At 38.4% G+C, this 14464-nt stretch carries 12 protein-coding genes; 9 read left to right on the top strand and 3 right to left on the bottom strand.

Annotated features, from left to right (window positions below):
- Nucleotides 1–18: 18 nt before the first annotated feature.
- A complete protein-coding gene (locus tag AC1M84_RS00615) occupies nt 19–1617 on the bottom strand; it encodes a bifunctional 3-(3-hydroxy-phenyl)propionate/3-hydroxycinnamic acid hydroxylase (protein WP_035265649.1) in 1599 nt (532 codons plus the stop codon).
- A 291-nt stretch (nt 1618–1908) separates the two neighbouring features.
- Between AC1M84_RS00615 and AC1M84_RS00610 the strand changes: the two genes are divergently transcribed.
- Nucleotides 1909–2421, top strand: a complete 513-nt coding sequence (locus tag AC1M84_RS00610; protein ID WP_481594180.1) for a tetratricopeptide repeat protein — start codon at nt 1909–1911, stop codon at nt 2419–2421.
- 134 nt (nt 2422–2555) lie between these two features.
- On the opposite strand, the gene AC1M84_RS00605 is transcribed toward AC1M84_RS00610, so the two are convergent.
- Nucleotides 2556–3059, bottom strand: a complete 504-nt coding sequence (locus AC1M84_RS00605) for a cysteine peptidase family C39 domain-containing protein (RefSeq protein WP_481591310.1) — start codon at nt 3057–3059, stop codon at nt 2556–2558.
- An 84-nt stretch (nt 3060–3143) separates the two neighbouring features.
- Nucleotides 3144–3521 carry a MerR family transcriptional regulator gene (locus AC1M84_RS00600; RefSeq protein ID WP_092766006.1) on the bottom strand — a complete coding sequence of 126 codons (378 nt, stop codon included), beginning with the start codon at nt 3519–3521 and terminating at the stop codon, nt 3144–3146.
- 71 nt (nt 3522–3592) lie between these two features.
- Here AC1M84_RS00600 and AC1M84_RS00595 point away from each other — a divergent pair, with 71 nt between their 5' ends.
- From AC1M84_RS00595 to AC1M84_RS00560, 8 genes are all read left to right on the top strand, one after another.
- A complete protein-coding gene (locus AC1M84_RS00595) occupies nt 3593–4087 on the top strand; it encodes a DUF2938 family protein (protein WP_481591309.1) in 495 nt (164 codons plus the stop codon).
- Between the two features lie 60 nt (nt 4088–4147).
- Nucleotides 4148–4381 carry a DUF6500 family protein gene (locus tag AC1M84_RS00590; RefSeq protein ID WP_481589728.1) on the top strand — a complete coding sequence of 78 codons (234 nt, stop codon included), beginning with the start codon at nt 4148–4150 and terminating at the stop codon, nt 4379–4381.
- A gap of 212 nt (nt 4382–4593) precedes the next feature.
- The gene (gene ahcY / locus AC1M84_RS00585; protein ID WP_481588499.1) at nt 4594–5976 is read left to right on the top strand and encodes an adenosylhomocysteinase; all 1383 of its coding nucleotides are present in this window, start codon (nt 4594–4596) and stop codon (nt 5974–5976) included.
- A 76-nt stretch (nt 5977–6052) separates the two neighbouring features.
- Complete coding sequence (metF, locus tag AC1M84_RS00580; RefSeq protein WP_035266512.1) at nt 6053–6889, top strand: methylenetetrahydrofolate reductase [NAD(P)H]; 837 nt, start codon at nt 6053–6055, stop codon at nt 6887–6889.
- Between the two features lie 99 nt (nt 6890–6988).
- A complete protein-coding gene (locus tag AC1M84_RS00575; RefSeq protein WP_481594179.1) occupies nt 6989–7699 on the top strand; it encodes a 16S rRNA (uracil(1498)-N(3))-methyltransferase in 711 nt (236 codons plus the stop codon).
- Nucleotides 7700–7868: 169 nt separating this feature from the next.
- Entirely contained in the window at nt 7869–10733 is a 2865-nt protein-coding gene (locus tag AC1M84_RS00570; RefSeq protein WP_481594178.1) for an EAL domain-containing protein, read from the top strand.
- Between the two features lie 132 nt (nt 10734–10865).
- Nucleotides 10866–13145, top strand: coding sequence for an NADP-dependent malic enzyme (locus tag AC1M84_RS00565; protein WP_481594177.1), 2280 nt, complete (start codon nt 10866–10868; stop codon nt 13143–13145).
- 79 nt (nt 13146–13224) lie between these two features.
- On the top strand, nt 13225–14463 hold the full coding sequence (locus AC1M84_RS00560) for a multifunctional CCA addition/repair protein (protein WP_035266499.1): 1239 nt from the start codon (nt 13225–13227) through the stop codon (nt 14461–14463).
- Nucleotide 14464 lies beyond the last annotated feature (1 nt).

Genomic DNA, 14464 nt, shown 5'->3' with positions numbered 1-14464 from the left:
TAGTCTTAAACTTTTTGATTAAACGCCAAGTTTATCAAACAGTTTTTGACTGAGCTCTTCGCTCGTCTGAGGAATACTTAAGCCCGCGACAAATTTATCTGGTCTTAAAAATGCCATCGAGTATTGAGTACGACCAAACCATGCTCGAATCGCATGCTCCGTATCCCCAAGTGTCAATATTTCATCATCATGAGCATCAGTATTCAATTGTTCAGGTGGAACGACTTTAATAAATTTCACACCCAATGCTTTCCATTTTTGAATACTTGTTGGTGTGAGTCCCCAAGTCGGATCTACTCCCCAAGCAATAATAGCAAAGCCTTGACCAATAAAATCATCCAGTAATTTCACCTGACCTGTGCTGTCTTGCATTTTAGGTTGAATAAACATTTTACCGATTGGTGATGTCTTATTGACCTGTCCAACCAAAATACCAGATTTATATTGTGGCATTGGCTTAAAGCGCATTTCCAACAAATATTGTTTAACTGGTTTAATGTAATTTAGAACATATGAAATAGCATCACGCGCAGTACCTTGCCATTTTTTAGGCGGAGCTAGCACATGGCCTGCTGTAACAGATAAATCAATCATCGCTTTGGCATGATCATGACGCTCTTCTTGATAAGAATCTAGAACTTTAGCATCTACTTTACCTTGTACGACCATAGCCAGTTTCCAAGATAAATTGAACGCATCACGCATTCCACTGTTATAACCCTGTCCCTGCCATACTGGCATAATGTGCGCTGCATCTCCCGCAAGTAAGATACGCCCTTCTTTAAATCTACTGGCAATACGTGCATTATGGGTATAAACACGATTTCGGATCACATCGATATTTTCAGTGTTTGGTAATACTTTGGATAAAAGTTTAGCCATGTTTTCAGGTTGACTCAGTTGCTCTTGCGTCTCCCCTGGCATCACCATAAATTCAAAACGACGGATACCATGTGGTAAAGCCGCTGACACATATGGACGTACTGGATCGCAACATAAGTAAATATGTGGTGTCGCCAATGGATCGTTTGCAATATCGACAACAATCCATTGGTTTGGTGCAGTTTTACCTTCAAAAGGAATATTCAACATACGGCGAACGTAGCTATTACCGCCATCACATGCCACTAGATACTTTGCAGTTATATATTCAATTGTTTTATCTTTATTTTGGATTTGAACTTCAACTTGATCTTCAGTCTGCTTAAAACTTTGAAGTTGACGAGAAAAAAGTACTTCCACATCATCAAAACGTTCTAAACCTTCCAATAATTCTGCATCAACATAAGGTTGTACGAATGCGTTACGACGAGGGAAACCAAACTCACGTGTTTTAGGTTGAATATCTGCAAAACAACGGCCTGAAGGCGTAAGAAAACGCATCGCATGATCGGGAGTGGTATGCGGCAATACTTTGTTGATCAAGCCAATCGATTGCATTGTTCTTAGAGATTCATCATCAATACCAATTGCACGAGGATAATCAATCAATTGATCGAGCTGTTCAATCACTTTTACTTTTAAGCCCGCAAGGCCAAGGCCGTTCGCCATCGTTAAACCGACTGGGCCTGCACCAAGTACGATCACATCTGCTGAATAAGTGTTGGTCTGTGACATGGTCAATCTCCTCTAATATTCGCATTAGAGAGGATTTTCAGCATAGGAAAAAGTTATGCTAAGGTCTTATGAAATTTAAGAAATTGTCACTTTTACTTCAATTCCATCAAAAAACCTTAATTTATGTCGCTCATCTATAGCTTTTACCTATGGTTGAATTTGTAATTCATCTACAAAATATCTCAGTAAATCTGTTCAAACCATACTACTCAAGCTTTGAATCAGTTTTACAGTATAATAAGGGAACAACTTTAATATTTTTGCTTCGCTTTGAAGCCATGGAATCCCACTATGACTAAACGTGTTACCGTCCCGATTGCTCTCGAAAATCGTGCTCATGCAGGTAATGCCGCTGCTCAATTTGAACTTGCTGAACTTTATATGACGAGTGAACACGATGAAGACATTGCGCTTGCAGAAGAATGGGCTTTACGTGCTGGTCAATTGGGTCATGTCGAAGCGATGTACTGGTTAGGGGAAGGTTATACCCATTATGCAAAAGAAGTTTTAGAAGAAGATCCTGAAGATGCAAAACTAAACTTTGAGTACGGTTTTAACTGGCTCACGCAAGCTAGTAAACATCAACATGCTGCTGCGATTTTAGAGCTCGCAGGTTATTACCGTCGTGGTAATGTGGTCGAAAAAGATGTAGAAAAATCTGTTGAATTGGTGACTCAAGCCGCTGAACTTGGTGATACTCAAGCAATGCGTGATTTATCTGCCATCTATGCACATGGTTTAGGTGTGGATATAAACGAGGAAAAAGCTGATTATTGGCAGGAAAAGGCTCAATCAAGCACTTAAGAGAAATCACGTTTTCTTTGCATCAAAAAGCCTTCATGATTGAAGGCTTTTTATTGAGCTACTTTAGATCTTTTTAAACTATAACATACCTTAAAATAGCAACATACTTTAAGATAGTGACATACTTTAAGATATTAATTAACTTCAGCGATGATGGCTTGTCTACAAATCCCATCTACTGCCCTTTGCTGTTCAAATACTTTTTTCGGCATTGCTTCAAAGCTATCAAAAAAGCAGATTTCTTCTTCATTGATGTCATATACCAATGAATGATTACCAATGCCTTCTAAAGTATCGTAATACACGATCACAAACTTATTGGCATCAAATGCGATTTGAATATCTTGATAGCTGATTGCGGGGGATATTTTTAGCGCAAGTTTTTCAGCTTCTAAATAACTTAGCTTTTCTTGCTCTTGAAGTGCATTGTCTTCATCTGTGGTAAATTCCACATCTAAGCCAAATTTTTTAAGTCCCACCGCTAGACCGATCGTGGTCGTTCCATCACCCTCTACATAACCACACACTTCTTTAAGTTGTTCAATATCTGGGTCTAACCCAAGATGTTGAAAGAGCATCCATACGGCATAAATACCAGCATTGGCTTCTAGATTGGCGAGTTCTTCGGGAATTTCCATCAAAAATATATATTATTTATTGAGCTATCAATTATAACAAATAATCTTCTTCAAAATTTAAGAAATTAAATACAAAATTCAAGCTCACTCATCTAAAAGTTTCAAAAAGTCTGGACATTGTAAATGGTCATCGTATGGACATTTTTCAACGTGTGTCAAAATTAAGAGTAAGTTATTTAAAGTCTCAATTTTATCTTTGATTTCGTTTTTTGCTTCCCTAACTTGATCTCTTTTAATTTTAATTTTTTCATGATCAATTGCCATATTTTTAATTTGGCTCAGCGTCATACCACCATTTTGGAAGATCTTGATTAATGAGATATTCTGTATTGCTCGGGATGAATACTGTCTTCTAAGCCCTTTCCTTCCAATAGATCGAATAAGTCCTTTTGATTCATAAAACCTAATCGTGGCAGTTGAAGTATTTGTCCGATCAGCTAGATCACCTATATCTATTTCCATTAATGCACCTTGACTTCAAGTTAGCTTTAAGTTGCACACTAGCATGACTTAAATTAGAGAGTCATCCTTTCATGAATATTTTAATTTACATTTTAGCCTTAGGCCTAAGCGCTACTTTAATTATGGATTTTTTAGGTTGGGCAAGAGCGATGATTTTTAAAATCCCCTCATTTAACTATGCTTATTTGGGTAGGTTTTTCTTTTTAGTTAAAAATAAAAAATACGTATACAGAAATATTACCGAAGCCCCTGTACACAAATTTGAATACATTACGGGTTGGGTATTTCATTATATAACCGGTATTTTTTTCGCTTTAATTTATACTTATATCGATAATTCACATACTACTTTGGAAGCTTTTATATCTTCTATTTTATTTGGACTTTCAACTGCTATTATCCCATTTTTGGTGATGCAACCTATTCTTGGATTTGGTTTCTTTGCGAGTAAAACGCCCAATCAATGGATCAGCATAAAAAATAGCTTAGTGGCACACTTAAACTTCGGAATCGGTTTATTTATAGCCCAAATTATTCAATCCTACATTTTCTCAACATTACACTAATGAAAGCTTGATAGATTGAATGATAAAAATTTTAAATTAAATTTCTAATACGTTGCCAAAATGAATAAATCAATCAAAGACAAAATTATTCGAATTTGTGATGAAAAAATCGATCGGAAGGGAGAATCTGTAGGTTTGTCATTTTATGCTTTCTTTTCAAATAAAGATAATGACCCCGATGCACTCATGGAAGTAGCTCATTGGTGGATCATGAAACATAAACTTGACCACTTTGAAAAAGCACAGAAAATAAAATCTCTAATATCATCGGAATCTGAAGTTGACGCGATTTAATTGAAATACTTTGAATCACCAATAACCAACTTAACATTGGAAATTCGCAAGTTTAGAAGTACAATACTCCGCTAGTCGAGGGATGCTGCGACGTTTTACAAGTACAAAATGTAAAAGCGCCAGGCTCGACGATCGGTCAATCTGCTCAGATCGACCAACAACGGCATCCGCGAACATAATGATCAATTTTTGTTTTTTATAAGGAGATCGTGATGAACGCGGTTAATGCTTCATTTACAGATTACAAAGTTGCCGATATTTCACTTGCTGACTACGGCCGTAAAGAAATCAAACTTGCAGAAGCTGAAATGCCAGCCCTTATGGGTCTACGTAAGCGTTACTCTGCGGCTAAACCACTTGCTGGTGCTAAAATTTTGGGTTGTATTCACATGACAATCCAAACAGCTGTTCTTATCGAAACTTTGGTAGAGCTTGGTGCTGAAGTTCGTTGGACATCTTGCAACATTTTCTCTACTCAAGACCACGCTGCGGCAGCTATTGCAGCTTCAGGTGTTCCTGTATTTGCTTGGAAAGGCGAAACTGAAGAAGAATACATGTGGTGTCTTGAGCAACAAATTAATGTAAATGGTACGCCTTGGGATGCCAACATGATTTTGGACGACGGCGGTGACTTAACTGCGCTTGTTCATGAAAAATACCCAGAAGTACTCGCAAAAATCCACGGTATTACTGAAGAAACAACAACAGGTGTTCAACGTCTTCTCGAAATGTGGAAAGACGGTTCATTGAAAGTACCTGCGATCAACGTAAATGACTCAGTAACTAAATCTAAAAATGACAACAAATACGGTTGCCGTCACTCTCTAAACGATGCCATCAAACGTGCAACTGACATGCTGTTATCTGGTCGTCGTGCGCTTGTAATTGGTTACGGTGACGTAGGTAAAGGCTCTGCACAATCACTTCGTCAAGAAGGCATGATCGTACGTGTTTCTGAAATCGATCCAATCTGTGCAATGCAAGCATGTATGGACGGTTACGAAGTAGTTTCTCCATACAAAAATGGCGTACAAACAGGTAAAAAAGAAGACGTTAACGCTGACCTTCTTCAAAATACTGACTTAATCGTAACAACAACTGGTAACTACCACGTTTGTGACGCTGCAATGCTTGATACATTAAAAGCAGGTGCAGTAGTTTGTAACATCGGTCACTTCGACACTGAAATCGATACCAACTACTTACGTGGTTATAAGTGGGTTGAAGTTAAACCACAAGTTCACCAAGTATATCGTTCAGAAAATGAAAATGATTACTTGATTCTTCTTTCTGAAGGTCGCTTAGTGAACCTTGGTAACGCAACTGGTCACCCATCACGCGTGATGGACGGTTCTTTTGCGAATCAAGTTTTAGGTCAAATGCACTTATTCGCAGAGAAATTTGCTGATCTTCCTGAAGACCAAAAACAAGCTGCGATCCGTGTTGAACTTCTTCCTAAGAAATTAGATGAAGAAGTTGCAGCAGCGATGGTTGCAGGTTTCGGTGGTGTTCTGACTCAATTAACTCAAGAACAAGCGGACTACCTTGGGGTTGCTGTTGAAGGTCCATTCAAATCTGACGCTTATAAATACTAATCTTTGAACAAGCAGGCTGAACAGCCTGCTTTTCTTTGAATTCTATTTTGCTGAAATAAGTACAAAGGATTTGAACATGTCTAAACAGATTCCAATTTCTTTTGAGTTTTTCCCAACCAAAACTGATGCAGGTGCGGAAAAACTTAAAGTTGTTCACCAAGAACTTCAGCTGCTTAATCCAGAGTTTTTCTCTGTGACTTATGGTGCAGGTGGTTCTACACGTGAACGTACACTTTCGACTTTAGCTGATTTTAATGGTAAAGGTACGCCTGTTGCTCCTCACCTCTCTTGTATTGGTGATAGCAAAGAACGGATCGCTGAACTTTTAGATTTATACAAATCTCAAGGGATTGACCGTATTGTTGCACTACGTGGTGACTTACCTTCCGGTCAAGTTGGCTTAGGTGAATTACCGTATGCTCAGGATTTAGTACGCTTTATCCGTGAACATTCGGGTGACCACTTCCAAATTGAAGTTGCGGCTTACCCTGAAATGCACCCACAAGCAGATAGCTTTGATTTAGACATCAAACGCTTTTGTGAGAAAGCCAATGCAGGTGCAAATGCAGCCTTAACTCAATTCTTCTTTAATCCAGATGCGTATTTTTACTTTGTAGAGCGCATTCAAAAAGAAGGTGTGAATATTCCTGTTGCTCCAGGCATTATGCCTATTACCAATGCAAGCAATCTCATTCGTTTTGCGGATGGTACCGGTGCCGAAATCCCTCGTTGGATTCGTAAGCAACTTGCGGCTTATGGTGATGACACTGCTTCAATTAAAGCCTTTGGTCATGAAGTGATTGTGAAGCTCTGCGAGCGCTTAATTGCAGGTGGTGCACCAAGTCTGCATTTTTATACGATGAATACAACTGATCCAACTCGTCAACTTGTGAAAGACCTCGGTCTCGCATAAGCTAGCTGACTTCATCAATTTACGCTTAAATGTTCATAAAATTGACCTTTGAGATGTCTATTGATGAAGTCTAATTTTTTTCTTTAGAGTAAGCCTGACATGCCACGTTTTTTTATCGAAGCTGACTTAAATGTTGAAACTTCAGTTGATTTGACTGAAACGGTATTTCATCATTGGGTTAAAGTCCTCCGTGCGCAAGTCGGTGATACGGCAATATTCTTTAATGGTCAAGGTGGCGAATACGCCGTTGAGTTGACCGAAATTTCTAAAAAATCTGCAACGGTCTGGGTTAATTCATTCCATCCAGAAAATCGCACTCCAAAATTCAAAGCTTTACTTGGTCAAGTGATGAGTAAAGGGGATCGCATGGATTATGCTATTCAGAAAGCGGTCGAGTTAGGCGTATCTGAGATTCAACTTCTCACCTCTGAACGTTGCGAAATGCGTTTAAAGTACGACCGCGATCAGAAAAAACTAGATCATTGGCAAGGTGTAGCAATTGCCGCTTGCGAGCAGTGTGGATTGAATATTGTTCCAAAAATATTAGCTCCACTCCCTTTGGCACAATGGTTAAATAGCACACTCCCTGAAACAAAATTAGTCTTAGCCCCCAATAAAGATGAGGTCGATGTGTTAAATGATGCCTCCTCAAATATAGCGCTACTAATTGGTCCAGAAGGTGGATTAAGTGAAGCTGAAATCCAATCTGCAAATCAGCATGGATTTATCAATTGGTGTATTGGTGAACGTGTTTTACGTACAGAAACTGCACCAGTGGTTGCTTTATCGATCTTAAATTACAAATTTTAATAAATATTTTCTCAAAATTCCGTGATTTAACTCACAATAGAATTGATTTTCATCCAATTAGACAGTACTTTAATGAGAAAAGAGTTGTCGCGCTAAATTTATATTTTTTTAAGTTCGTACTCAAAAATAATTCAAATAAAGTAGAAAGAAAATTAAGGTATTGCCAGTTATGAGTGAAGTTCAGGGAGAGCATGTTTCCAACTCTGTACTCGATAGCCAGATCAAAAGTGCGACTTCTAATTTGCATTTTTTTTTAGCGTGGGTGCTCTTTGCCTGTATCTATAATCAACTTATTTACTTCTTTTATTTCAAAAGCTTTTCAATACCCTATACCATTTGGCTCATTATATTCACCACCATTCTTTTAATCTGTTTTTGCTTTACCCTCTTTTTTAAAAAATCTAATCAAATTAGTATTTTTAACTTAGACATGTGGGCACAATTGGTTTGCTTAATTACTGGAGCTGGTCTAGCTATTGGTATTTATACCGTATTACAGCTTATCCCCGAACATAATCCAGAAGTCAAAGATATACATATGTTGACTTTAGCTGGGTTAATGTTATCTATTGTTTATACTTTTGCTATTGTATTTCTATCGCAGCGTTTACGATACTTCCTTTATGTTTTTTTGCCTTCAGCTTCGGCCATAGTCCTCTCCAATTTCCTTTTTTTAGATAATACTCCTGATGTTTTTAGTTTAATCTTTAATATTTGGTTTGGTGTATTACTTATTTGCGCTCTCCTTACCCATAAGATGTACCGCCGTCTTGGAATATTAAATAGTCACAATAAATTCTATTTATCTGAATCTAGAAAACATCTTATGGAGTCATCACTTCTCCAAGAAAAGCTAAAAAATGAGATTGAAAAATCCAAAGAAATTGAAAGCCAATTACAAATGCATAATCAATTACTCGAACAAAAAGTAATTGAACGAACCTACGATATTAATAAGATCAACGATCGACTGCAGCACCATCAAGCTAACCTCGATTTTGCGCATGAAACTGCTGGAATTTCATCTTGGCTATGGAATATTGAGAAAAGAACCATTGAAATTTCAGGAATTAAATATGGTAATCAGGTTTTACACTACCAAAGTGCTACTGATCAAATTAACGATTTTATTCACCCAGAAGATCAAGAAAATTATCGTAAAGAGCTCCGTAGACATTTAAGAGGAAATACTGAACGTTTTGAAGCACATTATAGAACTAAAGTAAAAGATCAGTGGTTCTGGATTAAAGATATTGGTCGAGTTATTACACGTGATCCTAAAAATAATAAACCTCTTAAAATGGTGGGTATTTTCCAAGACATTGAGAGTGAAAAAAAAGCACAAGAAAAATTGAAATTAGCTTCGAATGTATTTAATCAAGTGGCCCAAGGAGTTTTCGTTTTAGACAATAACTTGTGTTTTTTAGAAGTTAATCCTTATTTTAGTGAATTGGTCAACATCCCACCGCAGGATATTATCTCAAAACACATCTTTGATATTACCAAATCTTCCACATCCCAACTCAGCCAACATCACGCCGATATAACTCAAACGGTGTTACTCACCGGACAATATGATGCTGAGGTCACAGAAGAATTTATTTCAGGAAAGATATTAACCTTGTGGCTGCATATCAATGCAGTTCGTGATGATAAAAATAGAATTTTAAATTATGTAGGCATCATTTCAGATTTGACTGAACGGAAACAAAATCTTGAAAGAATGGCCTACTTAGAGAATTACGATCTACTTACAGATTTACCTAACCGTGTTTATTTTAATTTACAGTTACACCAGTATCTAATTAGTAAATCTAAAATTCTGAGCCATTTTTCTATTATTCGTCTTAACATTGATCGATTTAGACATTTTAATGAGTTTATTAATCATCAAACTGGAGATGAAGTTCTCAAAGAAGTTTCCCGAAGACTGAAATATACCTGTTCTAAAGCTGTTCTGATTTCATATTTAAATAATGATGACTTTGCTATGATTTACAACTTAAATCATAGTCATTACACGATCCAACAAGTCGTCGATCAGATCCTTGAGGCCTTTGAAATACCCTTTATCATCGATGGGCAAGAACACATGATTCATGTCTCACTGGGTATCGCAATTTACCCCAATCATGGTAGACAAATTGGTAGCTTAAATAGTCACGCGGAAAGCGCTTTAACAGAAGCAAAAAAACTAGGGGGCAGCACAGCCTATTATTATGACAACAAGCCTGAATCCATTTTTGGCAGTGACATTGAGCTTGAAAGAGATTTACGACTTGCTATAAAAAATCAGGACTTAGAAATTTACTATCAACCTAAGATCGAAAGTAAAACGATGCAAGTGAGCGGCTTTGAAGCATTAATCCGCTGGAATCATCCAAAGTATGGCATCATCATGCCAGATCGTTTTATACCGATTGCTGAAATGACTAGTCTGATCTCAGATATCGGAAAATTTGTTATTTTCCAGACATGTAAGCAACTTAAAATATGGCATGAATTAGGATTTGATAAGTTACAAATTTCTATTAATGTCGTGGCGCAACAGATCCATCGTGGGGAATTTCTCAATTTTATTGATCAAGCCATTCTGAAATATGCACTTGAACCCCAATACATTGAGTTTGAATTGACGGAGTCGTCTTTACTGGACAAATCCTCACATGTTTTTGATCTCCTCAATCAAATTAAAAATAAAAAATTCTCAATCGCACTAGATGACTTTGGTACAGGCTATTCTTCCCTTGCTTATCTTGCCGACTATCCTATTGATACACTCAAGATTGATCGCGCCTTTATTTCAAAGATTGGCACTCGTAAAAATAATGCTATTGTCGATGCGATTATTTCCATGGGTAAAGCGATGGGTATGAAATTGGTTGCTGAAGGTGTAGAAGACCTTGAACAAATCGAATACTTAAGAAAACAGGGCTGTGATTATTTCCAAGGCTATTATTTTTCAAAGCCCCTAAATGCGATTGATAGCACTCAATATTTAAAAAATGAAGTGCAATTATCACAAACACCTTAATCTCAAGACCAAAGTCCTAAATATGTATGAAATTTCGACTTTTAACTGTGATCACTGCGCAACTAGTGGTATATTCCAAGTGATATAACCAAAAACCAGCAAAGCTGGAATATTGTAATTACTGGGATTCAGATGGACGATCAATCTTTAAAACAGCAAGCACTCTACTACCACGAATTTCCAACACCAGGAAAAATCAGCGTTACTCCGAGTAAGCAACTCGTCAACCAACATGATCTAGCATTAGCATATTCCCCAGGTGTTGCAGTGCCATGTTTGGAAATTGAAAAAGACCCTTCTAAAGCAGCGCTGTATACTGCGCGTGGTAACCTAGTTGCAGTCGTCAGTAATGGTACTGCAGTACTCGGTTTGGGTAATATTGGTCCCCTCGCTTCAAAACCAGTGATGGAAGGTAAAGGCGTCCTGTTCAAAAAGTTTGCAGGCGTTGACGTTTTCGATATCGAAATTGCAGAAAACGATCCAGATAAAATCGTAGATATCGTTGCTGCTCTTGAACCGACTTTCGGGGGGATTAACCTCGAAGATATCAAAGCTCCAGAATGTTTCTATATTGAACAGAAACTTCGTGAGCGCATGAATATTCCAGTCTTTCATGATGACCAACACGGTACGTCAATCATTGTAGGCTCAGCACTTTTAAATGCTTTGCAATTAAATGGCAAAAAGATTGAAGACATCAAAATCATTGCATCAGGTGCTGGTGCAGCTGCATTGTCATGTCTAGATCTTCTTTGTGCATTAGGTGCTAAAAAAGAAAATATCATTGTTGCTGACTCTCGCGGTTTGATCACCACTAAACGTGAAGGCTTAGACGACTCTAAAAAACGCTATGTTCAAGATATTGAAGGTTCTCAGCTTGTTGATGTGATTGCTGGTGCAGATATGTTCCTTGGTCTATCAGCTGCGGGTATTTTGACTAAAGAAATGGTCAAAGTCATGGCGAAGGATCCAATCATCTTCGCGCTTGCTAATCCAGATCCTGAAATTCTGCCTGAGCATGCACATGAAGTTCGTGATGATGTGATCATGGCGACGGGTCGTTCAGACTATCCGAACCAAGTGAATAATGCGCTTTGCTTCCCATATATCTTCCGTGGTGCACTTGATGTAGGTGCAACAACCATTAACGAAGAAATGAAGATTGCATGTGTACACGCAATTGCTCGTATGGCGCATGTAGAAGCTGACGCTGCATCTTATGGTGAAAAGTCTGCATCATTTGGACGTGATTACCTAATTCCACGCCCACTAGATCAACGCTTGATTCTTGAAATTGCTCCTGCTGTTGCAAAAGCTGCGATGGATTCTGGTGTAGCGACTCGACCAATCCAAGATTTCTCCGTGTATCATCAGCGTCTTTCTGAGTTCGTTTACAACTCAGCATTTATGATGAAACCAATTTTTGCTCAAGCGAAAACTGATCCTAAACGTATTGCTTATGCGGAAGGTGAAGATCTTCGTGTTCTTCGTGCTGTTCAAATTGCAGTAGACGAAGGCTTGGCAAAACCGATCTTGGTGGGTCGTACTGCTGTCATCGAAGCGAATATTAAGAAATTAGGTTTACGTTTAGAAAATGGTGTGAATATCACTATCGTTGATCAAGAAACAAATCCTGATTACGAAAAGTTTGCTGATGATTACTATAATCTGATGATGCGTAAAGGGGTAACACCTGAGTATGCACAACGTGAATCACGTCGTCGTTCGACCCTGATCGCAGCGATGTTAGTACGTCACGGCTTAGCAGATGGTATGCTATGTGGTACGTATTCTAGCTACGATATTCATTTAGATTTCGTGAGCAATGTCATTGGTTTAAAAGAAGGTCATAACACTTTCTTTACGTTAAATGCGTTGATGCTCGAAGATCGCAACTTGTTCATTGCAGATACATACATCAATCGTAACCCTACGGCTGAACAGCTTGCTGAAATGACTATATTAGCAGCAGATGAAGTCCGTCGTTTCGGTATTACTCCACGTGTCGCATTGTTGTCGCACTCAAGTTTTGGTTCTGATCAGACTGACCCTAGCGCTCAAAAAATGCGTAAAGTGTATGAAATCCTTTCTGAAATCGCACCTGAACTTGAAGTTGAAGGTGAAATGCATGCAGATGCAGCACTTGATGAAAATATCCGTAGCTTTGCATTCCCGAACTCGCGCTTCAAAGGTTCTGCGAATCTATTGATTATGCCGAATTTAGATGCTGCAAATATTTCATTCAACCTGTTGAAGTCAACTTCAGGAAATAATGTAACAATCGGTCCAATCTTATTAGGTGCGGCTAAGCCAGTTCATATCTTAACACCAACAGCTACTACGCGCCGTGTTGTGAATATGACTGCATTAACTGTTGCAGAAATTCAAGAAGAGGAAAAAAACGCGCTCTAATCCTTTATTTAGGGCACGTTTTGTGACTTGAGAAAACCTCTATTCTGATGCATGATGGTGCTAAGAATAGAGGTTTTTTATGCAAGTTTATTTAGTAGGCGGCGCAGTGCGAGATCAGTTGCTCGGACACCCCTATCACGAAAAAGATTATGTCGTTGTCGGTGCAACACCAGAACAACTTTTAAACCAAGGTTTCCAACCTGTTGGTAAAGATTTTCCTGTATTTCTACATCCCGAAACTAAAGATGAATACGCCCTCGCTCGTACTGAGCGTAAATCTGGGCATGGTTATCATGGCTTTGAATTTTTTACCGATCCCTCGGTAACCCTTGAAGATGATTTAATTCGTCGTGATTTGACCATCAATGCAATGGCCATGAATGAAGATGGTGAGTTGTTCGACCCTTATCATGGTCATCAAGATTTGAATCAACGCATTTTACGTCACGTTTCTGATGCCTTTGCAGAGGATCCACTACGAGTATTGCGTGTTGCCCGTTTTGCAGCTCGCTATCATCAGTATGGTTTTAAAGTAGCTGAAGAAACCATAGCCTTAATGAAAAATTTGGCTGATTCTGGTGAATTGCAAGCACTTACGCCTGAACGTGTTTGGAAAGAAACTTCTCGTGCTTTAATGGAACGTGATGCTGATATTTACTTCGAAGTCCTTCGTCAGTGTGATGCTCTCAAAATCCTCTTTCCAGAAATCGAAGCATTATTTGGTGTACCACAACGTCCTGAATACCATCCTGAAATTGACTGTGGTATTCATACCTTGATGTCATTACAACAAGCTTGTAAAGCAGACTACTCGATGGATGTACGCTTCGCAGTATTAGTGCATGATCTGGGTAAAGCACTCACGCCTAAAGATGAGTTACCTCGCCATATCATGCATGAGGAACGTGGTGTTCAGCCCGTGACTGATTTATGTGAACGTCTTAAAGTTCCGACCCAAACCAAACAATTGGCTATTGCGGTGTGCAAAGAACATCTTAAATGCCATCAGGCGTTTACATTAAAACCAGGAACACTTTGGCGTCTATTACAACGTTTAGATGTATTACGCCGTCCTGAACGTGTTGAGGCTTTTGTACAAGCATGTGAATGTGATGCCAAAGGTCGCTTAGGTCTCGAAGACCGTGAATATCCTCAAGCAAAATATGTATTAGATGCAGTACAGATTGTTCGTTCAATTAAAGCATCTGATTTACCGCCTGAGATCAAAGGCCCTGATATTGGTGAAATGCTGATCCAAAAAAGAATTGAAGCTTTGTCAATGCACCGAGAAAAATATCAATCCATTGTAAATACATAAT

This window comes from Acinetobacter sp. 24-47-66 (assembly GCF_056779755.1).
This window is presented reverse-complemented; position numbering and strand designations above follow the sequence as displayed.